This is a genomic window from Streptomyces sp. NPDC048278 (genome assembly GCF_040652195.1).
In the GTDB taxonomy this organism is placed as follows: domain Bacteria; phylum Actinomycetota; class Actinomycetes; order Streptomycetales; family Streptomycetaceae; genus Streptomyces.
The window spans coordinates 56,147-75,440 of sequence record NZ_JBEZLP010000006.1 but is presented as its reverse complement, the minus strand read 5'-3'; the positions used below and the strand labels follow the sequence as shown (position 1 = coordinate 75,440).

Annotated in this window: 19 protein-coding genes; 6 read left to right on the top strand and 13 right to left on the bottom strand. The window is 71.5% G+C overall.

All coding sequences use genetic code 11. From position 1 onward, the window contains the following. Window positions 1–19: 19 nt before the first annotated feature. Window positions 20–1,465, bottom strand: coding sequence for a PLP-dependent aminotransferase family protein (locus AB0D74_RS13295; RefSeq protein WP_362584447.1), 1,446 nt, complete (start codon window positions 1,463–1,465; stop codon window positions 20–22). Here AB0D74_RS13295 and AB0D74_RS13290 point away from each other — a divergent pair. Further along, window positions 1,464–2,462, top strand: a complete 999-nt coding sequence (locus tag AB0D74_RS13290) for a DMT family transporter (protein WP_362584444.1) — start codon at window positions 1,464–1,466, stop codon at window positions 2,460–2,462. The genes AB0D74_RS13295 and AB0D74_RS13290 overlap by 2 nt on opposite strands. Before the next feature lie 13 nt (window positions 2,463–2,475). Next, a complete protein-coding gene (locus tag AB0D74_RS13285; RefSeq protein WP_362584441.1) occupies window positions 2,476–2,676 on the top strand; it encodes a DUF1918 domain-containing protein in 201 nt (66 codons plus the stop codon). 96 nt (window positions 2,677–2,772) lie between these two features. Here AB0D74_RS13285 and AB0D74_RS13280 read toward each other — a convergent pair whose 3' ends face one another. Then, window positions 2,773–4,005, bottom strand: coding sequence for a family 10 glycosylhydrolase (locus tag AB0D74_RS13280; RefSeq protein ID WP_362584438.1), 1,233 nt, complete (start codon window positions 4,003–4,005; stop codon window positions 2,773–2,775). Between the two features lie 171 nt (window positions 4,006–4,176). Here AB0D74_RS13280 and AB0D74_RS13275 point away from each other — a divergent pair, with 171 nt between their 5' ends. Both AB0D74_RS13275 and AB0D74_RS13270 read left to right on the top strand, forming a co-directional pair. Continuing rightward, window positions 4,177–5,037: a 3-hydroxybutyryl-CoA dehydrogenase gene (locus AB0D74_RS13275; protein ID WP_362584435.1), complete on the top strand. Its 861-nt coding sequence runs from the start codon at window positions 4,177–4,179 to the stop codon at window positions 5,035–5,037. 207 nt (window positions 5,038–5,244) lie between these two features. Beyond that, window positions 5,245–5,502 (top strand): hypothetical protein, encoded by a 258-nt coding sequence (locus AB0D74_RS13270; protein WP_355710958.1) that lies wholly within the window; start codon window positions 5,245–5,247, stop codon window positions 5,500–5,502. On the opposite strand, the gene AB0D74_RS13265 is transcribed toward AB0D74_RS13270, so the two are convergent. The 10 genes from AB0D74_RS13265 to infC all read right to left on the bottom strand — a co-directional run bounded on the left by AB0D74_RS13265 (window position 5,499) and on the right by infC (window position 16,613). Then, a complete protein-coding gene (locus tag AB0D74_RS13265; protein ID WP_355710957.1) occupies window positions 5,499–6,035 on the bottom strand; it encodes an NUDIX hydrolase in 537 nt (178 codons plus the stop codon). The two genes, AB0D74_RS13270 and AB0D74_RS13265, sit on opposite strands and share 4 nt — an antisense overlap. A 65-nt stretch (window positions 6,036–6,100) precedes the next feature. Further along, on the bottom strand, window positions 6,101–7,441 hold the full coding sequence (locus AB0D74_RS13260) for a transcriptional regulator (RefSeq protein ID WP_362584430.1): 1,341 nt from the start codon (window positions 7,439–7,441) through the stop codon (window positions 6,101–6,103). A 210-nt stretch (window positions 7,442–7,651) separates the two neighbouring features. Beyond that, entirely contained in the window at window positions 7,652–8,761 is a 1,110-nt protein-coding gene (locus AB0D74_RS13255; protein WP_362584427.1) for a PP2C family protein-serine/threonine phosphatase, read from the bottom strand. 266 nt (window positions 8,762–9,027) lie between these two features. Next, on the bottom strand, window positions 9,028–11,550 hold the full coding sequence (gene pheT / locus AB0D74_RS13250) for a phenylalanine--tRNA ligase subunit beta (RefSeq protein ID WP_362584424.1): 2,523 nt from the start codon (window positions 11,548–11,550) through the stop codon (window positions 9,028–9,030). Further along, window positions 11,550–12,671, bottom strand: coding sequence for a phenylalanine--tRNA ligase subunit alpha (gene pheS / locus AB0D74_RS13245; RefSeq protein WP_362584421.1), 1,122 nt, complete (start codon window positions 12,669–12,671; stop codon window positions 11,550–11,552). The genes pheT and pheS overlap by 1 nt, the downstream gene beginning before the upstream one ends. Before the next feature lie 125 nt (window positions 12,672–12,796). After that, window positions 12,797–13,933 (bottom strand): ATP-binding protein, encoded by a 1,137-nt coding sequence (locus tag AB0D74_RS13240; protein WP_362584418.1) that lies wholly within the window; start codon window positions 13,931–13,933, stop codon window positions 12,797–12,799. 55 nt (window positions 13,934–13,988) lie between these two features. Then, window positions 13,989–14,843 (bottom strand): RNA methyltransferase, encoded by an 855-nt coding sequence (locus AB0D74_RS13235; protein WP_362584415.1) that lies wholly within the window; start codon window positions 14,841–14,843, stop codon window positions 13,989–13,991. A gap of 276 nt (window positions 14,844–15,119) precedes the next feature. Further along, on the bottom strand, window positions 15,120–15,503 hold the full coding sequence (rplT, locus tag AB0D74_RS13230) for a 50S ribosomal protein L20 (protein WP_020938960.1): 384 nt from the start codon (window positions 15,501–15,503) through the stop codon (window positions 15,120–15,122). A gap of 98 nt (window positions 15,504–15,601) precedes the next feature. Continuing rightward, a complete protein-coding gene (gene rpmI / locus AB0D74_RS13225) occupies window positions 15,602–15,796 on the bottom strand; it encodes a 50S ribosomal protein L35 (RefSeq protein WP_016576627.1) in 195 nt (64 codons plus the stop codon). Between the two features lie 133 nt (window positions 15,797–15,929). Next, window positions 15,930–16,613: a translation initiation factor IF-3 gene (infC, locus tag AB0D74_RS13220; RefSeq protein WP_362584411.1), complete on the bottom strand. Its 684-nt coding sequence runs from the start codon at window positions 16,611–16,613 to the stop codon at window positions 15,930–15,932. 376 nt (window positions 16,614–16,989) lie between these two features. On the opposite strand from infC, the gene AB0D74_RS13215 reads away from it, so the two are divergent. After that, the gene (locus tag AB0D74_RS13215) at window positions 16,990–17,364 is read left to right on the top strand and encodes a DUF1844 domain-containing protein (protein WP_362584408.1); all 375 of its coding nucleotides are present in this window, start codon (window positions 16,990–16,992) and stop codon (window positions 17,362–17,364) included. A 7-nt stretch (window positions 17,365–17,371) separates the two neighbouring features. Here the strand turns inward: AB0D74_RS13215 and AB0D74_RS13210 are convergent, their stop codons facing one another. Then, window positions 17,372–18,106, bottom strand: a complete 735-nt coding sequence (locus AB0D74_RS13210; RefSeq protein WP_362584405.1) for an SseB family protein — start codon at window positions 18,104–18,106, stop codon at window positions 17,372–17,374. Window positions 18,107–18,256: 150 nt separating this feature from the next. Between AB0D74_RS13210 and AB0D74_RS13205 the strand changes: the two genes are divergently transcribed. Beyond that, entirely contained in the window at window positions 18,257–19,261 is a 1,005-nt protein-coding gene (locus tag AB0D74_RS13205) for a serine hydrolase (RefSeq protein WP_362584402.1), read from the top strand. Window positions 19,262–19,294 lie beyond the last annotated feature (33 nt).

The following is a 19,294-nucleotide window of genomic DNA, read 5'->3' as shown; positions in this document are numbered from 1 at the left end:
GGCCGGCGTCGATCGGATTTCAGGGTCCGGGACGCAGCAGCTCGTCGCAGGCGGCCCGCAGCCGTCGTACCCCCTCCAGGATCTCCCCCGTCCCCGCGACCGCGGCGAAGCTCAGGCGGACGTGGGCCGCCGGGGCCTCGGCGCTGAAGTAGGGGCGGCCGGGGGTGATGGCGACGCCGGCGCGCAGGGCGGCGGCGGTGAGGGTGGCGTCGTCGGTGCCGTCGGGCAGGCGCGGCCAGAGGTGGTAGCCGCCGGACGGGATGTGCGGGAGGGCGAGTTCGGGGATGTGGTGGGCGAGGGCGCCGGTGAGGGCGTCGCGGCGGGACTTCAGCTCGGCGGCGAGGTTGCGCAGGTGGCGGGGCCAGGCCGGGGAGCCGACGAGTTCGAGGGCGGCCTCCTGGAGCGGGCGGGGGACGAAGAAGGTGTCGACGATCTGGATGGCGCGCAGCCGTTCCAGGACCGGGCCGCGGGCGGCGAGGGCGGCCACCCGGAAGCTCGGCGAAGTGGCCTTGGTGAGCGAGCCGACGTGGACGACGACTCCGTCGGGGTCGTCGGCGGCGAGCGGGCGGGGCAGCGGGCCCGCGTCGGCATGTACCAGCCGTCGTACGAAGTCGTCCTCGACGACGAACGCGCCGGCCGCGCGGGCGATGCGCAGCACCTCGGCGCGGCGGTCGGGGGCGAGGACGGCGCCGGTCGGGTTCTGGAAGAGGGGCTGGCAGACGAAGACCCGGGCGCCGGTGGCCCTGAAGGCGTCGGCGAGGAGGGCGGGCCTCACACCGTCGGGGTCGACCGGGACCGGGACCGGGCGCAGTCCTGCGGCGCGGGCGATGGCGAGCATGCCGGGGTAGGTGGGCGACTCGACCAGGACCGGGGCGCCGGGCGGGGCGAGTGCGCGCAGGGCGGTGGCCAGGGCGGACTGGCCGCCGGACGCGATCAGCACCTCGGCCGCGGTGACCGCGCCGCCGATGTCCCGGGCGAACCACTCGCGCAGTTCGAGAAGGCCTTCGAGCGGCGGCCGGCCCCAGGCGCCGGGGCGGCGGCCGGCCCGCGCCAGGGCCGCCGCCATCGCGCGCTCGGGCTCCAGGGAGGCATGCAGGTAGCCACCGCTGAGTTCCAGCACGCCGGGCGGCGGCGCGGCCAGGCACACGGTGACCCCGGAGACGTCGACGGTGCGCGGGACCACGTCGAGGGCTCCGTCGGCGCTGAGTGCCACCTCCTGCCAGGAGGTGTCCCCGGCCGGCTCGGGCGCGGTGCGCGGCGCGGCCTTGAAGGCGCCGGCGCCGGGCCGGGTGACGACCAGGCCCTCCGCGACCAGCTGGGCCAGCGCCCGGGAGACGGTCACCGGGCTCACCCGGAACCGCTCGACGAGGGTCCGGCTCGACGGGAGCTTTCCACCCGATGAGTAGCGGTCGAGGTCCCGTCGTAGCTGTTCCGCCAGTTCTGCCACGCTGCTACGCTCTTGCATGAGAGCAAAGAGTAGCGCTATCAGTCCGACTTCGATAGCGGTCGGCACTCCCCCGGCCGACGGCACGGCCGACGCCCCGACCCACGCCCCCACTCACGCCTCGGCCACTGCGCCGGGCGCCCGTCCGACCGCCCGCTCCTCCCAGCGGCTCGGCACCCTGCAGGCCGCGCTCGGTGTCGTCACCTTCTCCCTCACCTTCCCGGCCACGGCCTGGGGCCTTGAGGGCTTCGGGCCGTGGGCGCTGGTGGCGGTGCGGAGCGTGCTCGCGGCGACCATGGCGGGCGGCTGCCTGCTGTTCCTGCGGGTACGGCTGCCCGAGCGCCGGCACTGGGCGGGGCTGGCGGTCGTCGCGGCCGGGGTCGTGGTCGGCTTCCCGCTGCTGACCACGCTCGCCCTGGAGACCTCCACCACCTCGCACGCGGCAGTCGTGGTGGGCCTGCTCCCGCTGACCACCGCCCTGTTCTCGGCCCTGCGCATGGGCATCCGCCCGTCCCGCACCTTCTGGGCGGCGGCCCTGGCGGGCGCGGTGGCCGTACTGGCGTTCACGGTCGCCCAGAGCGGCGGGGCGTTCACCACCGCCGACGGGTACCTGTTCGCGGCCCTCGTGGTGTGCGCGGCCGGCTACACCGAGGGCGGCAGGCTGGCCCGGATCATGCCGGGCTGGCAGGTCATCGGCTGGGCGCTGGTGGGCTGCCTGCCGCTGACCGTGCCGGCCGCCGTGGTCGCGCTGTCGTACGAGCCGGTCGTCTGGAACTGGCACGGGGTGGCCGGTGTGCTGTGGGTGGCGGCGGGCTCGCAGTTCCTCGGCCTGGTGGTCTGGTACCGGGGGATGGCGGCCGTCGGCATTCCGAAGGCCAGCCAGTTGCAGTTGGCCCAGCCCCTGCTCACACTGGTGTGGTCGGTGCTGCTGCTGGACGAGCACCTCACCGTGGCCGCTCCACTCACGGCCGCCGCCGTGCTCGTGTGCATCGCCGTCACCCAACGATCGCGATCGTGAGGAGGCCCTGGAGATGCGTGCTTCCAAGGGCGACCAGCTTGTCCAGCACGGCAGGGTGGTCGGACAGCACGACCAGGTCTCGGAAATCGTCCAGGTACTCGGCCCCGAGGGCAACCCGCCCTACCGGGTCCGCTTCGAGGACGGCCACGAGGCCATCATGTCCCCCGGTCCGGACTGCCAGGTCAGGCACCGGGAGGTCCACGAACAGCGCTAGGCGCTCCGCCGGTCGGGCCGTTCGTCCGGCGCGCGCAGGTGGGGGCTGGTCGCACAGTTCCCCGCGCCCCTTTGGGGCGCGCTGCTCAGCCGCGAGTCAGCGCGGTGGGGTCGCCGGCTGCTTGTAGTGGTCGGCGACCACGCGGGCGAGTGCTCCGATGCGGTCGGCGGAGACGTCCTTCGCGGCGAAGTAGACGTGGCCGCCGACCTGCGCGTACCGGGCGGCCAGGGTGAGGTGCCGGGACAGCTCCGCCGGGTCCTGCCAGGCCGCGGCGGCACCGGCGGCCCCCGCCTGGTAGAGCGCCTCGCCGATGTAGAGCCGGGTCCCGGACCCCTTGGCCACGCCGGCCCACCAGTCGACCACCTTGGCGTAGTCGGCCGCGGAGTTGCCGATCTGCCAGTACACCTGCGGGACGATGTAGTCGATCCAGTTCTTCTGCACCCATTTCCGGGTGTCCGCGTACAGGTCGTCGTACGTCTCGACGCCCGCCTTGGTGTCCGAACCCCGGGAGTCGGTGGCGGCGTTGCGCCACACCGCGAACGGACTGATGCCGAACCGGGTGCCGGGCCGCAGCTTCTTCACCCCGGCAGCGGTCTCGGTGACCAGCTTGTCGATGTTGTCCCGCCGCCAGGCGGCCCGGGAGGAGAAGTCGCCGCCGTGGGTGTCGTACGCGTCGTCGTCGTCGAAGGTCTGGCCGGCCACCGGGTACGGGTAGAAGTAGTCGTCGAAGTGGACCGCGTCCACCGGGTACTTGGCGACCGCGTCGAGGATCGCCTGCTCCACGAAGGCACGGACGGCCGGGATGCCCGGGTTGTAGTAGAGCTTGCCGCCGTAGCGCACCACCCAGTCCGGGTGTTTGCGGGCCGGGTGCGAGGCGACCAGCTTGCCCGGGTCGGTGTGGTTGGCGATCCGGTACGGGTTGAACCAGGCGTGCAGTTGCAGGCCGCGGGCGTGGGCCTCCTTGACGGCGGTGCCCAGCGGGTCCCAGCCGGGGTCCTTGCCCTGGGTGCCGGTGAGGTACTGCGACCAGGGCTCGTACGGCGAGGGCCAGAACGCGTCGGCGGTGGGCCGTACCTGGAACATCACGGCGTTGAGCCGGTGGTCGACCGCCTTGTCGAGTAGGGCGGTCAGCTCCTTGTACTGGGCGGACGCCGACAGTCCGGTGCGGGAGGGCCAGTCGCGGTTGGAGACGGTCGCCAGCCACATGCCGCGCATCTCGGTGACCGCCCGGCGGGGTGGCCGTGCCGACGGGGCAGCCGTGCCGGGTGCCGCCGACGCCAGCACGGACAGGGCCGCCAACGCGAACGCCCTGCGAGACACTCGTGCCATCGTAAGACCCTCTCACTCTCCGGATCCGCCCGGTCACGGATCGCCTCCGCGGCACAGGATGCCCGCACCCGGACGATCGATCATCGATACTTACGGGTAACGTGCTCGAACGGAGCAGGCGCCGGATCCGGAGGTCCTGCCGGCCGCTCGTAGATCAGCGAAGGGGACGATGTGACCGACATCGAGAAGGTCGGAGTCGTGGGCTGCGGCCAGATGGGAGCGGGCATCGCCGAGGTCGCCGCCCGCGCCGGTCTGGACGTGCGGGTCGCCGAGACCACCGGCGAGGCCCTGGAGATCGGCCGCACCCGGCTGCACAACTCCCTGGCCAAGGCCGCCGAACGCGGGAAGATCAGCGCGGAGGAGCGGGACGCCACGCTCGCCCGGCTGAGCTTCACCACGGACCTCGGCGAGTTCGCCGACCGCGACCTGGTGATCGAGGCCGTCGTCGAGAACGAGCAGGTGAAGACGGAGATCTTCCAGGTGCTCGACCAGGTGGTGACCCGCCCGGACGCGATCCTGGCCTCCAACACCTCCTCGATCCCGCTGGTGAAGCTGGCGGTCGCGACCTCGCGGCCCGACCACGTCGTCGGCATCCACTTCTTCAACCCGGCCCCGGTGCAGAAGCTGATCGAGCTGATCCCGGCGCTCACCACGTCCGAGGGCACCATCAGCCGCGCCCAGATGTTCGCCGAGAAGGTGCTCGGCAAGCACGCGATCCGCGCCCAGGACCGCTCCGGGTTCGTGGTCAACGCGCTGCTGGTGCCGTACCTGCTCTCGTCCATCCGGATGTTCGAGTCCGGCATCGCGAGCCGCGAGGACATCGACAACGGCATGGAGATGGGCTGCGCCCACCCGATGGGCCCGCTGAAGCTGTCCGACCTCATCGGCCTGGACACCATCGTCTCCATCGCGAACAGCATGTACGCCGAGTACAAGGAGCCGCTGTACGCCGCTCCCCCGCTGCTCCAGCGCATGGTCGAGGCGGGCCGGCTGGGCCGGAAGACCGGCTCGGGCTTCTACACGTACGGCTGACAACCCCCGGTTGGTCACAGGGAGCGATGCTCCACGGGCCCGGCACCTGCTTCGGTGCCGGGCCCGCGCGTTTCACACTCCGTGTGCGCCTCGGGCACGCATATGCCCTTCGCACACTCTCCCCACGCGCTCACCAGGCGAGTTCACTCTTCATGCGCATGCAAGGGATGCGGAACGACCCATTCGACTACGCAAAGGAGCGGACCCGTGGCCACCGAACCAGAGCATCCCGTGGTCCAAGGAGAACTCGCAGAGTTACGTCGCCGCCTCGATGTGGCCTACGCACAGGTCGAGGGAGGGCTGAACCTCCTGAGCCACCGCACCAAGGAGACGGCCAAGGAGCTGGACGACCTGAACACCCGCCTCGCCTCGCTGGAACACGCCCGCTGGCCCCTGCCCTCGATCGCCGCGCTCACCGCACTGGGCGCCCTCGTCGTCACCGTCTGGCAGACGCTGGCCCACTAGTCTTCGCTGAGCCTCATGTGGTGCAGCAGGAGTAACGCGGCCGCCATGTTGGCGGCCGGGACCTCCCCGCGGGCGATCATGTCCGGGACGAGCTTGAGGGGGACCCACTCCCGGCGGTCCGACTCGAAGTCGTCCACGGGGTGCCCGACGTACTCGCCCTCGTCGGACCAGTAGATGTGGTGCCGGGCGTCGGTGAGGCCGTTGGACGGCTCCACGGTCATCAGATGGTGCAGGGTTCCCGGCCGCCAGCCGGTCTCCTCCTCCAGTTCCCTGGCAGCCGCGACGGCGATGTCCTCGCCGTCCTCGACGACTCCCGCCGCGAGTTCCCAGCCCCAGCTGTCGGTGATGAAACGGTGGCGCCACAGGAGGAGGACCTCGCCCGCCTCGTTGACCACCGTCGCCACGGCCACGGGCCGCAGCCGTATCAGGAAGTGGTCGAGGTGCCGGCCGTCCGGCAGCTCGACATCAGCGAGATTCACGCTGAACCAGCGGTTTTCATACACAGTTTGTTCGTTCTGTTTCGTCCACTGCACGGTTCTGCCACCTTCCGCCGAGTAAGTGGCAATATCGCAGCAGCGGCTTCGTAGGCCTACCGCGCCTAGAGCGGTACGCGCAGTGCGCCGTCGATCAGCTCGGCGGCCTCGGCGGTTCCGGCACCGCCGCTGCGCACCAGGTGCTCGCGTACCGCGCGGAGTCTGTCCCGCAGACGCTGCGACTCCATTCCGCGGGCCTGTTCGGCCATCTGCACGGCCGTGGCCACCGCGTTCTCGGCGTTCCCCTGGCGCAGTTCGATGGTGCTCAGCATGGCCAGCCGGTGCACCCGCCCCCGGTCGTGGGCGGGGTTGTCGACAGCGGCGGCGGCATGCTCCCGGGCGGCGGCGAGCTCACCGAGGCTGAGCAGCGCCTCGGCCACCTGCACGTTGACCAGGCCGGGTTGGACATAGCCGGTCTCGTCGGGCTCGTGGCCCCGCCGGATGCGTTCGGCGGCCGACTCGGCCCGCCGGATGCAGGACAGCGCGCTCGTGCCGTCGCCGAGGTGGGCGTACGCCTTCGCCTGCATCGCGTAGAGGTCGGAGGCGAGGGCCGGGGTGATGTGCTTGCCTGCGGCGCGCAGCGCGGCCTCGGCGAAGGCGACGGCCTGCCGGAACTCCCGCATGAACAGCGCCTGGTTGACGAGGAGCGCGATGACGTACGCGCCGAGTCCCCGGTCGCCGCTGGCCTTCGACAGGCGCAGTGCCTGGTGGAAGTAGCGCTGGGCGAGGCCGTGGGCGTCGGAGTCGTAGGCGCAGATCCCGGCGATCGCCACCAGTCCCCCGGTGGCGCGGTGCAGTTGACGGCCCGTCGCGTCCGTGTAGCTGCCGCGCAGCAACGGCGCCGCCTCGGCGTTGAGGAAGCCGACGATCCGGGTCCGGGTGGCCATGCCGCCGGCCTTGCGGTACATCTGCTCGTAGTGCGCCCGGGCGGCGCGCAGCATCTCCAGGTCGGCCGGGGTGACCCGGTGCCGCCCGCCCCGTGAGACGTCGACGTCCTCCGGTGGGTTCTCCCACTCCCACACCGGCATCACGGCGGGCGTGCCGGTGACGGCGGGGGCGCCGAGTATGTGCGGGCGCTGCTGTTCGTCGGAGCGCCACAGGGCGGTGGCCCGCTCGACGAAGCCGGAGAGCGAGGTGGCGTGCGGGACGCTGGGCTCGCCGGGTACGCCGAGGCCGATGTCGTCCAGGGTGACCGGCCGGTGCAGCCGGGCCGCGAGCACCTCGCAGATCAGGTCGGGCACCTGGCCGCGTGGCCGCTGGCCCTTCAACCACCGGGCGACGGCGGTGTGTTCGTAGCGGAGCGTGAGCCCACGGGCCCGGCCCGCCTGGTTGACGTGGGCGGCGAGCCCGGCGTGCGAGATCCCCGCCTCGTCCAGGATCGCGTCGAGCAGAGAGTTGGGCTGCATGGATGCCCCCCGAGTGGCCTGGTGCCGTCAGCGTAGTGCGGGTGCGTTCACACGGGGTGTGAACGAAGTGCGCGAATCCGTAGCGTGCGCGCACTGTCGCGGAGCGTGTCGGGCCGGTTGACTGAACTGCCTCGCAAGAGGCCGGCCGGGCCGCCGGCTCCCCCTCGTACAGTGCGGTGGCCTGGCTGGCGGCTTGGCCGACGTTCGGGGCTAGCCGTGCGTTGTCGGCTGCGGGTGCGTCGTGGCTGGTCGCGCAGTTCCCCGCGCCCCCGAGCAGGCGCGTTGGTGCGTGCGTTCGTTGCGTAGCACCAGGAGGGCGATGTCGTCGGTGGGGTGGCCCGCCGTGTGGTGGAGCAGGGCTGTGAAGACCGTACGGAGGATGCTCTGAGGAGAGACCGGACGGCTCTGCACTGCTGCCGCCAGAGCTTCCGGCAGGGAGAAGAAGCGGCCTCGGGCGTCTCGGGCGTCTTCGGCACCGTCCGTGTACAGGACCAGGGACTCGTCGGCGAGCAGCTGGCCACATGGCGTGGCAGCCAGGTCCGACGGCAGCGGGAACGGTCCGAGGGGCGGCAGCGGGTCTGCCCGGGACAGCAGTTCGACCCTTGACCCACTGATCAGATACGGCCATGGATGGCCGCAGTTGAAGGCGCTGAGCACACCGTCCGTCGCGATCTCCAGGAGCAGCAGGGTGACGAACTCCTCGGCGACCGGGCTGTCCGGGTCCGGGGCGCCGCCGGCCGGGTGTTCCGCTCTGGCTCGTTCTCGTAGGTGCCGGGCGAGGGCGCGGTCCAGGCGGCCGAGGACGCGGCCCAGTTCGGGTTCGTCGTGGGCGGCCTCGCGGAAGCTGCCGAGGACGGCGGCGACCGTACCGATCGCCGACAGTCCGTGCCCGCGTACGTCGCCCATGACGACCCGTACGCCGTGTTCGGTGGCGACGGCCTCGTAGAGGTCGCCGCCGATGCTCGCACCCCGGTCGGCGGAGAGCTGGGCGGCGGCGACGTTCAGCCCGGCGAGCCGGGGCGGCAGCGGCCTCAGCAGCACGCTCTGCGCCGCGCCGGCGACCATGCGGGCCTGCCGCAACTCCCTGAGCAGGGCCCTGCGGACATGGAGTATCAGCCCGGTGCCGACCGCGAAGAACACGGCGCTGGTGACGATCCGTGCGCCGAGCCCGGTCTGCTCGCCCAGCGGGCAGCCGAACTTGTAGCCGACCGCGACGACGCCCCAGAGCGTGGGCAATCCCAGTGCGAGGGCACGGCGCCTGGGCCGTGAGGACGTCCGGGGCCGCCTGCTGCGGGGAACCCCAGCCTTGATGCGGATCATGCCGATGGCCCCCATGTAGGCCCTGACAGATACAGACGGACCGACCCCGAGAGGCCGGTCCGATTCTGTCGACGGGATGCCCCGAAAGGGCCATGTCCCGGATGGATCTCACCCAAATGAGTGACCACCAACAAGACACCCGCATTTATGCAGGTAGCAGCACTGGTGAGCGCCCTCGCGGAAGCGCCCCGCCAGGGGCGCGGGGAACTGCGCGACCAGCCAGGACGAAACCCGCACCCGACCGAGTCGCGCAGCCCCCACGGCGCCTAGCCCCGCAGCACCGCTCCCGTACGCTCCCCGGCAAGGGCGACCGCAGCGTCCCGCGCAGCCGACGCCTCTTCGACGGTCAACGTCCGGTCGGCCGCCCGGAACCGCAACGCATACGCCAGCGACTTCTTCTCCTCGCCGAGCTGCGCAGCGTTCTCGTAGACGTCGAACAGCCGGATGGCTTCCAGCAGTTCACCCGCCCCCTCGCGCAGCGCCGCCTCGACATCGGCGGCCGGCACCGGCTTGTCCACCACGAGGGCGACATCCTGCGTGGCCACCGGGAACGTGGAGATGCCCGGCGCCTGCGGGGTGCCGTCGCCGACCTGCTCCAGCGCGTCCAGGTTGAGCTCCATCGCGCAGGTGCGGGCCGGCAGGCCGAGGGCCTTGACCACGCGCGGGTGCAGCTCACCGGCGTGGCCCACGACCCGCTCCGTGCCGTCGGCGACGACGACCAGCTCGGCGCAGCGGCCGGGGTGCCACGGCCCGTACTGCCCGGACCGCACGATCAGCTCGGCCCCGGCCTCACGCGCGACCGCGCGCCCCGCCTCGACCGCGTCGGCCCAGTCGGCCGGACGGCCCTTGCCCCACCAGCCGGCCTGCTCGCGGGCGCCCGTGAGGACGACGGCGACGTGGCGCGGCTGCTCGGGCAGCACGGCGTCGAGCGCGGCGAGTTCCGCGTCGGTCGGACGGCGGTCGACCGGCAGGTGGCCGGCGATGCCCTGTTCCGCGCGCGGCAGGAAGACCAGGCCCGTCTCGAACAGGGCCAGGTCGTGCGCGCCGCGTCCGTCGTTGCGCCGCAGCGCGCCGAGCAGGCCCGGGAGCAGCGAGGTGCGGAGCGCGGGCTCCTCGTCGTTGAGCGGGTTGGTCAGCCGGACGACGCGGCGGGCCGGGTCGTCGGCGGCCAGGCCCAGCTGGTCGAAGACCTGCTCGCTGACGAACGGGTAGTTCGGCGCCTCGACGTAACCGGCCCCGGCGAGCGCGCGGCCCACCCGGCGGTGCAGGCGCTGCCGGTGGGTCAGGCCACGGCCGGCCGGCGGCTTGGGCAGCGTGGAGGGCAGGTTCTCGTAGCCCTCCAGGCGGATGACCTCTTCGGCCAGGTCGTTCTGTTCGAGCAGGTCGGGCCGCCAGGACGGGACGGTGACGAGCAGCTCGTCCTGCCCGTAGACGTCGCAGCCGACCTCCTGGAGGCGGCGGACGACGATCTCCCGGCCGTACTCCACGCCCGCGACCTTGTCGGGGTGGTTCGCCGCGACCGTGATGGTGTGCGGTGCGGACGGCGCGATGACCTCGGTGACGCCGGCCTCGGCGGTGCCGCCGGCGAGCAGCACCAGCAGGTCGACGGTGCGCTGCGCGGCGGCTGCCGCGGCCTGCGGGTCGACCCCGCGCTCGAAGCGGCGGGAGGCCTCGGAGGACAGCTTGTGCCGACGGGCCGTGCGCGCGATGGCGACGGCGTCGAAGTGGGCCGCCTCGATGACCACGTCGGTCGTGGCGTTCTCCCCGTTCTCGGCGGCATCATGATCCGCGATCTCGGTGTTGGCGCCGCCCATGACGCCCGCGAGGCCGATCGGGCCGCGGTCGTCGGTGATGACCAGGTCCTCGGCGTGCAGCTTCCGCTCGGTGCCGTCGAGGGTGACGATCTTCTCGCCCTCGGCCGCGCGGCGGACGCCGATGGTGCCCTGGACCAGGGTGCGGTCGTAGGCGTGCAGCGGCTGGCCGAGCTCCATCATCACGTAGTTGGTGACGTCGACGGCGAGGGAGATCGGGCGCATGCCGACCTTCTGCAGGCGGCGCTGGAGCCAGATCGGGGAGCGGGCCTCGGGGCTCAGATTGGTGACGGTGCGCGCGGTGAAGCGGTCGCAGCCGAGCGGGTCGGAGACCTGGACCGGGTAGCCGAAGGCGTTCGGGCCGGGCACGTCGAGCAGGGCCGGGTCGCGCAGCGGCAGTCGGTAGGCGATGGCGGCCTCGCGGGCCACGCCGCGGATGGACAGGCAGTCGCCGCGGTTGGCGGTGACGGCGATGTCCAGGACCTCGTCGACCAGTTCCAGGAGCTCGACGGCGTCCTTGCCGACCTCGGTCTCCGGCGGCAGCACGATGATGCCGTGGGTGCCGTCGTCGCCCATGCCCAGCTCGCCGCTGGAGCAGATCATGCCGTGCGAGGTCCTGCCGTACGTCTTGCGCGCGGCGATGGCGAAGTCGCCGGGGAGCACCGCGCCCGGAAGCACGACCACGACCTTGTCGCCGACGGCGAAGTTGCGGGCGCCGCAGACGATCTCCTGGGGCTCACCGGTGCCGTTGGCGGTGCCGACGTCGACCGTGCAGAAGCGGATCGGCTTCTTGAAGCCCTCCAGCTCCTCGATGGTGAGGACCTGGCCGACGACCAGGGGGCCCTTGAGGCCGTCACCGAGCTGCTCGACGGTCTCGACCTCCAGACCGGCCGAAATCAGCTTGGCCTGCACGTCGCGGCCGGTCTCGGTGGCCGGCAGGTCGACGTACTCCCGCAGCCAGGAAAGCGGGACCCGCATCAGATCTCCATCCCGAACGGCCGGGTGAACCGGACGTCACCCTCGACCATGTCTCGCATGTCCTCGACGTTGTGGCGGAACATCAGCATCCGCTCGATGCCGAACCCGAAGGCGAAGCCGCTGTACTTCTCCGGGTCGACGCCGCAGGCGGTGAGCACCCGCGGGTTGACCATGCCGCAGCCGCCCAGCTCGATCCAGCCCTCGGAGGAGCAGGTACGGCAGGGCCGGTCCGGGTTGCCGACGGACTCGCCCTTGCAGACGTAGCAGAGCATGTCCATCTCGGCGGACGGCTCGGTGAAGGGGAAGAAGTTGGGCCGCAGCCGGGTCTTCATGCCCTCGCCGAACAGCGACTGGACCATGTGGTCCAGGGTGCCCTTGAGGTCCGACATGGTCAGGCCCTCGTCCACGGCGAGCAGCTCGACCTGGTGGAAGACCGGGGTGTGCGTGGCGTCCAGCTCGTCGGTGCGGTACACCCGGCCGGGGCAGATCACGTACACCGGCAGCTCGCGGTCGAGCAGGGAGCGGATCTGGACCGGGGAGGTGTGGGTGCGCAGCACGACACCGGACTCGGTGCCGCCGTCCGGGCCCGCCACGAAGAAGGTGTCCTGCTCACCGCGGGCCGGGTGGTCCGGGCCGATGTTGAGGGCGTCGAAGTTGAACCACTCGGCCTCGACCTGCGGGCCCTCGGCCACCTCGTAGCCCATGGCCACGAAGATGTCCTCGATGCGGTCGGACAGGGTGGTCAGCGGGTGACGGGCGCCGGCCGGGACGCGGTCGTAGGGCAGCGTGACGTCCACCGCCTCCTCGACCAGCACCCGGGCGTCACGCTCGGCCTCCAGCTCCTCCTGGCGACCGGCGAGCGCCTTGTTCACGGCGCCGCGGGCCTGGCCGACCAGCTTGCCGGCGGCGGCCTTGGCATGCGGGGGCAGCGCGCCGATCTCGCGGTTGGCGAGCGACAGCGGGGAGGTGCCGCCGGTGTGGGCGACCTTGGCCTCCTGGAGCGCGTCGAGGGAGTCCGCGGCGGCGAAGGCGGCGAGCGCCTCGTCCCGCATGCGCTCGATCTCTTCCGGTTTCAAGGCCTCGACCTCGACTGGGTCGTACGACTTATTGGGTGCCGACATCTCTTCCCGTGCTTCCGATTCGCTGGCGGATGGTCCCCGAGACCGTTGATGGGCCGTGAGAAGGACACAAAGGTGCCAAAGGCCGAGTCTAACGGGGTGGAGGTATACGAAGAGCCCGTGGGCCGTCAGGCGAGATACGCCGGAGTGCTCACGGGCAACGTAAATCGGAACTCGGCGCCGCCACCGGAGGCGCGTCCGACGGTGATGGTGCCGCCGTGGGCTTCGACGATGCCCTTGACGATGTACAGCCCGAGGCCGGTGCCGCCGCGCTTGCTGCCCCGCCAGAAGCGGGTGAAGACGCGGTTCATGGACTCCTCCGGGATGCCGGGCCCCTCGTCGCTCACCGTGACCGACGTGCCGGCTTCCTCGCCTTCGCGTGGAGACGCCGCGGCCGTGATGTCAATGGTGACGGTTCCCTCGCCGTGCCGCACGGCATTTTCGATGAGGTTGCTGAGGACCTGGTCGACCTTGTCGGGGTCGGCCCAGAGCGCGGGCAGCGGCTGCTCGATACGGAGCAGGAAGCGGTCGGCGGGCTGCCCGGCGGCGACGTACGCCTGGATGTGCCGTCCGACGGCCGCACCTATGTCCACGGGCTGCCGGCGCACTTCGAGGCGCCCGCTGTCGATCCGCGAGATGTCCAGCAGCTCGGCGATGAGCCGGGTGACCCGGTCGGCGTCCGCGTCGACCGTCTCCAGCATCAGCCGTTTCTGGTCGTCGGTGAACCGTTCCCACTTGGCGAGCAGGGTGGCGGTGAACCCCTTGACGGAGGTCAGCGGCGAGCGCAGCTCGTGGGCGACGGTGGCGATCAGCTCGGCGTGGCTGCGTTCGGTACGGCGCCGGGCCTCGGTGTCCCGCAGCGACACGACGACCCGGCGCACCGGGCCGGTCGGCTCGGCGCGCACGTACCGCGCCGACACCAGCACCTCCCGGCCGCCGGGCAGCAGCAGGTTGCGCTCCGGCTGGCCGACCCGGATGGCGAGTCCGCCGTACGGATCGGTGAGCTGCCACCAGCGCCGGCCCTCCAGGTCCTCTAACGGCAGGGCCTTCTCCAGACGCTGCCCGAGGGCGTCGGCGGGCGCGGTGGCGGTGATGCGGGCGGCGGCGGCGTTGAAGCAGACGACGAGACCGTGTTCGTCGGCGACCACCAGGCCGTCGGGCAGCTCGTCGGGATCGATGCCGAGCCCGGTGAGGTCGCCGTGCCGGGGTGCGGGTACGCGGCCGGTGCCGCGACCGCCCGGCGGGTTGCTGGTGCCGACACTCATAACCCCGTACTCCACCTCTCAGACGGCGCAGCAGGCCCCCGAGCTGGTCACCCTACTAGCTCTGCGTGACGGAACGGCACCCTCCAGAGGCGCGCTGTGCACGGGCCGATGCATAGAGACATACGGCGGCGGCGGTGGCGAGGTTCAGGCTCTCGGCCTTCCCGTGGATCGGAACGCGCACGACCGCGTCCGCCAGCGCGCGGGTCTCCTCCGGGAGCCCCCAGGCCTCGTTCCCGAACACCCAGGCCGTGGGCCCGCCCATGGTCCCCTTGTCGAGCTCGTCGTCGAGGTCGTCGGTTCCGGCCCCGTCGGCGGCGAGGATCCGCACACCGACGCCCTTCAGCCCGGCCACGGCCTGCTCGACGGGGACGCCGACGGCGACGGGCAGGTGGAAGTGGGAGCCGACGGAGGCGCGCACGGCCTTGGGGTTGTACAGGTCGACGGAGGCGTCGGTGAGTACGACGGCCTCGGCACCGGCGGCGTCGGCGCACCGCAGCACGGTGCCGGCGTTGCCGGGGTCGCGCACGTTGGCGAGCACGGCGACGAGCCTGGGCCGGGCGGCGAGGATCTCCTCGAACGGCGTGTCCAGGAACCGGCACACCCCGACGAGTCCCTGGGGCGTCACGGTGGTGGAGATGTCGGCGATGACGTCCTCGGAGGCGAGGTGGATCCGGGCGTCGGCCGCCCTGGCCTCTCCGATGATGTCGGCGTACCGCTCCGCGGCCTCGACGGTCGCGAACACCTCGACGAGCGTCGCCGTGTCACCGACCCGATGCCCGGCCGCCTCCCGCACGGCCTGCGGCCCCTCGGCAAGAAACAGCCGCTCCTTCCCCCGGAAGTTCCGCCGCTCCAGCCGCCGAGCAGCGGCCACACGGGCGGAACGGGGGGAGATCAGCTCGGGGGTGGGCATGTTCGTTCTTCACCTTCAGCGAAAGATTTCCCGCCGCAACGGCGAGCAACCACGACGTACGTTTTCGGCGGTGCCGAGCCCTGGGCCGGGGCAACGGTTTCACTCGCCCGCGTTGGCGCGGTGCCGGGTCTTTGTCTTTGAGGGGCGCGGGGAACTGCGCGATCAACCCCCACCCGCCTGCAGCCGAAAGACAGCAGGACGCTGCGGCAACAACAGGACCCGCAAGCTCTGAAGCCTGCGGGTCCTCACGTCACGTCGGCCGAAGCCAGCGCAGCGTCACGCCGCCTTGGGGGCGTTGACATCCGACGGCAGCGCCTTCTGGGCCACCTCGACGAGCGCGGCGAAAGCGTTGGCGTCGTTGACGGCCAGCTCGGCCAGGATCTTGCGGTCGACCTCGACGTTCGCGGCCTTCAGACCCTGGATGAAGCGGTTGTAGGTGATGCCGTTGGCGCGGGCAGCGGCGTTGATGCGCTGGATCCACAGCTGACGGAAGTCGCCCTTGCGCTTCTTGCGGTCGTTGTAGTTGTAGACCAGCGAGTGGGTGACCTGCTCCTTGGCCTTGCGGTACAGGCGCGAACGCTGACCGCGGTAGCCGGAGGCCGCCTCGAGGATCGCCCGGCGCTTCTTGTGGGCGTTGACTGCCCGCTTGACGCGTGCCACTTTTTACTCCTTGTAGCGGGGCCGCGGTTGGACTCACGCGGCCCGGAAACGACTGGGTCCCGGTACTGCTGACTCAGGGCGCCGGGTGGCGCCTCGTGTCACTTGCCGAGAAGCTTCTTGATCTTCGCGGCGTCACCCGGGGCCATCTCGGCGTTGCCGGTGAGGCGACGCGTCACACGGGACGACTTGTGCTCGAGCAGGTGGCGCTTGCCGGCGCGCTCACGCAGGACCTTGCCGGAGCCGGTGACCTTGAAGCGCTTGCTGGCACCGCTGTGCGTCTTGTTCTTCGGCATAGCGCCGTTATCTCCTCGTCGGTGGCGCTCCGGTGCCCGGTCGCGAAACCGGGCACGGTGGAACGTCGCTCTTGTATCGGTTACATCCTGGGACTCGCGCCCCTGGCGTCGACCTGGGGCGTTGACCCCGGGATCACGCCTCGGCGTGCTCCTCGGCGGGCTCCTCGACAGGCACATCGGCCGCTTCGAGCTCGGCAGCGTTCTGCGAGCGGCCGGGGTTGGCCTTCGCATCCGCCTTGCGGGCCTCCTGCGCCTGACGGGCCTCGGCCATCGCCTCGGTCTTCTTCTTGTGCGGACCGAGAACCATGATCATGTTCCGGCCGTCCTGCTTCGGGTTCGACTCGACGAAACCGAGGTCCTGGACGTCCTCCGCGAGCCGCTGCAGCAGTCGGTAGCCCAGCTCGGGCCGGGACTGCTCGCGACCACGGAACATGATCGTGATCTTGACCTTGTCGCCCTGCTTGAGGAACCGGACGACGTGACCCTTCTTGGTGTCATAGTCGTGCGGGTCGATCTTCGGCCGGAGCTTCATTTCCTTGATGACCGTGTGCGCCTGGTTCTTGCGCGCCTCACGGGCCTTCATGGCCGACTCGTACTTGAACTTCCCGTAGTCCATGAGCTTGCACACGGGCGGACGGGCGTTCGCCGCGACCTCGACCAGGTCCAGGTCGTACTCCTGCGCAAGCTCCAGCGCCTTGGCAAGCGGGACAATCCCGACCTGCTCGCCGCTGGGACCGACAAGTCGCACCTCGGGAACGCGAATCCGGTCGTTGATGCGGGGCTCGGTGCTGATGGATCCTCCTCGGTAGCACCACACGGCAGCCTGGCGGGCAGTCGCGTAACGTCTGTTTCCGTAAGACCTAACCGCACCGAAGCAGAAAAAATGCCCCGGACGATCACAGGCGGGGCTCCTCGAACTACCGGAACACCGCCGCGAGGATCGCGGGGCGCAGAATCGGACGGAACGCCGTCGCCGTGAACGGCGAAGCGACCGTCTGACCGGTGACCCGCCGCCCGTAGGGCAGTCGGGTGGGAGTTCGAAGCCTCCACTTGTGGGCCGGTTCGGCTAGCTGCAAGGCATAACCGTCCGGCCGGTCGTCACATCAGGCTAGCAGCAAAGCCGAGACAGGGCTAATTGAGACGGCCTGGGGCTAAGTAAGAGCCTCCGCGCCCTTGCGCCTATCGTGTGGGGCATGAGTGAGACACCCCTTCCCGGCCCCGGTGACGCCGGGCAGCCCGACTTCGACGAGATGACCCGCGACATCGCCGAGGTCCCCGCGGTCGAGGTGATCGTGACGGTCGCCGTCAACCTGATGAGCGCCGCGGCCGTGAAGCTCGGTCTCACCGAGGAGGGCGACAAGTACAAGGACCTGGACGAGGCCCGCAAGCTGGTCACCGCCCTCGCCGGGCTGCTCGACGCCTCGGCGACCGAGATCAGCTCGTTCCACGCGGCGCCGCTGCGGGACGGCCTGAAGTCGCTCCAGCTGGCCTTCCGCGAGGCCTCGATCGTCCCCGACGAGCCCGGCAAGGGCCCCGGCGAGAAGTACACCGGCCCGGTCTACGGCTAGCCGCCGCTCAGTTCCTCACGTACAGGGGCTCGCCCGGAGGCGTGGTCCCGGCCGGCAGCAGTGCCAGGTCGAGGCCACGCACCAGGCGGGCCCGCAGTGTCTCGTCCGCGGCCAGCCGCTCGGCGACGGCCCGGGCGGCCTCGGCGGGCGGTGCGGCGGCCGGGTCCAGGACCAGCGCCAGCGTCCCGTCGGCGGCCCCCGGCCCGAGGTGGGCGCGGAGCACGGCCGGCTCGGCGGCCACCGCGGCCCGGACGGCCCCGACCACGGCCGGGTCGGCAAGCGGGTCGGCGGTGGTACGCCCCTCGGCGAGGGCGAGCAGCGCGGCACCGGTCAGCTCGAACGGCACCGGTCCCGACAGGTCGAGCACCACCGTGTCGGCCTTCTCGTGCGCGGCGGCCTGCAGCGCCTGGTGCAGGGGTACGGCGACCGGCCGGGCCGCCGGGTCCCAGCGGGCCAGCGACTCGGTGGAGGTGAAGGCCGGCAGGGCGGTCCGGCCGCCCGCCTTCAGGGTGGGGACGGCCATGTCACTGGTCTTCTCGCGGCGCAGCCCGTTCTCGTCCTCCTCGACCTCGCCGAGCACGGCGACCACCGGAACCAGGAGCCGGGCGCCCTTCAGCGCCTCCAGGACCGGCGCGACGGCGCCTCGGTCGGCGGCCCAGGCGGCCAGCGCGGCGGCCAGCCGGGGGTCGGCGGAGCCGTCGTCGTCGGAGAAGCCGGAGTCGGGAATGTTCTTGTTCGCCACGGTCCCCGACCCTATCGGTGGGATGCTGCTGCGGTTGTGCGGCCCCCGAAACCGGCTCGACACGGCTTTCACGGGAATCTCAGATTTCCCTGACCTACTTCTAACGTCCGGCAAACGGCTCGCACAGTCGCCGCCCCGAGCATCGCGGGCATGGAGTCCCCCAGAGCCACCCCAGGATCCCGCCGGGCCCGCCGCCGCGCCCGGCCCCGGCGCCGGGCCCTTCTCTACGTCTCGCTCGCCTCGGTCGCCGTCGTCGGGGTCACCGCGGCGGGGACGGTGTACGTGAAGGCGCACGCGCGCGAAAACTCCGTATCCTCGGCGACGTCGCCGGCGCCGTCCTCCTCGGCCTCGGCCTCGGCGAGTGGGGAGGCATCGGTGGAGCCCGTGACGGAACCGGCCGTGGACCGGGACGCGCTGCTGGCTTCGGCGCTGGCGAAGGTCACCGTGCCGTCCGGGGCGAAGGTCTCGGCCGCCGTCCTCGACCTGGACTCCGGCGACAGCGCGGCCTACGGCGACTCGGCCTTCGACACCGCGAGCATCGTCAAGGTCGACATCCTGGCGACGCTGCTGCTCCAGGCGCAGGACGCCGACCGGCATCTGACGGCGACGGAGAAGGCGTACGCCACGAAGATGATCGAGAACAGCGACAACACGTCGGCGTCCCAGCTGTGGGACGTCATCGGCAAGGCGGCGGGCCTCGACGCGGCGAACAAGCGGTTCGGGCTGACGTCGACCGAGGGCGGCGACGGGGCGCTGTGGGGGCTGACGCAGACCACGGCCGCCGACCAGCTCACGCTGCTCCAGCAGGTGTTCGGGGACGAGTCCAAGCTGAGCGAGGCCTCGCGGGCGTACATCCAGGGGCTGATGAAGACGGTCGAGTCGGACCAGCGGTGGGGGGTCTCGGCCGTGGCCGACGGTTCGGAGTTCGCGCTGAAGAACGGGTGGCTGGCGCGGAGCACGACCGGGTTGTGGGACGTGAACAGCATCGGGCGGGTGACGGTGGGCGGGACGGACTATCTGGTGGCCGTGCTGTCGAAGGGGACCGTGAGCCAGGCGAAGGGGATGTCGCTGGTGGAGGCGGCGGCGAAGGCGGCGGTGGGGTCCTTCACGGAGGCCTCTGACTCGGCGTCTGCTTCGGCTTCGGCTTCGCAGTAGGGGGAGGGTTCCGGGGGTCGCGCGCGGGTGCGG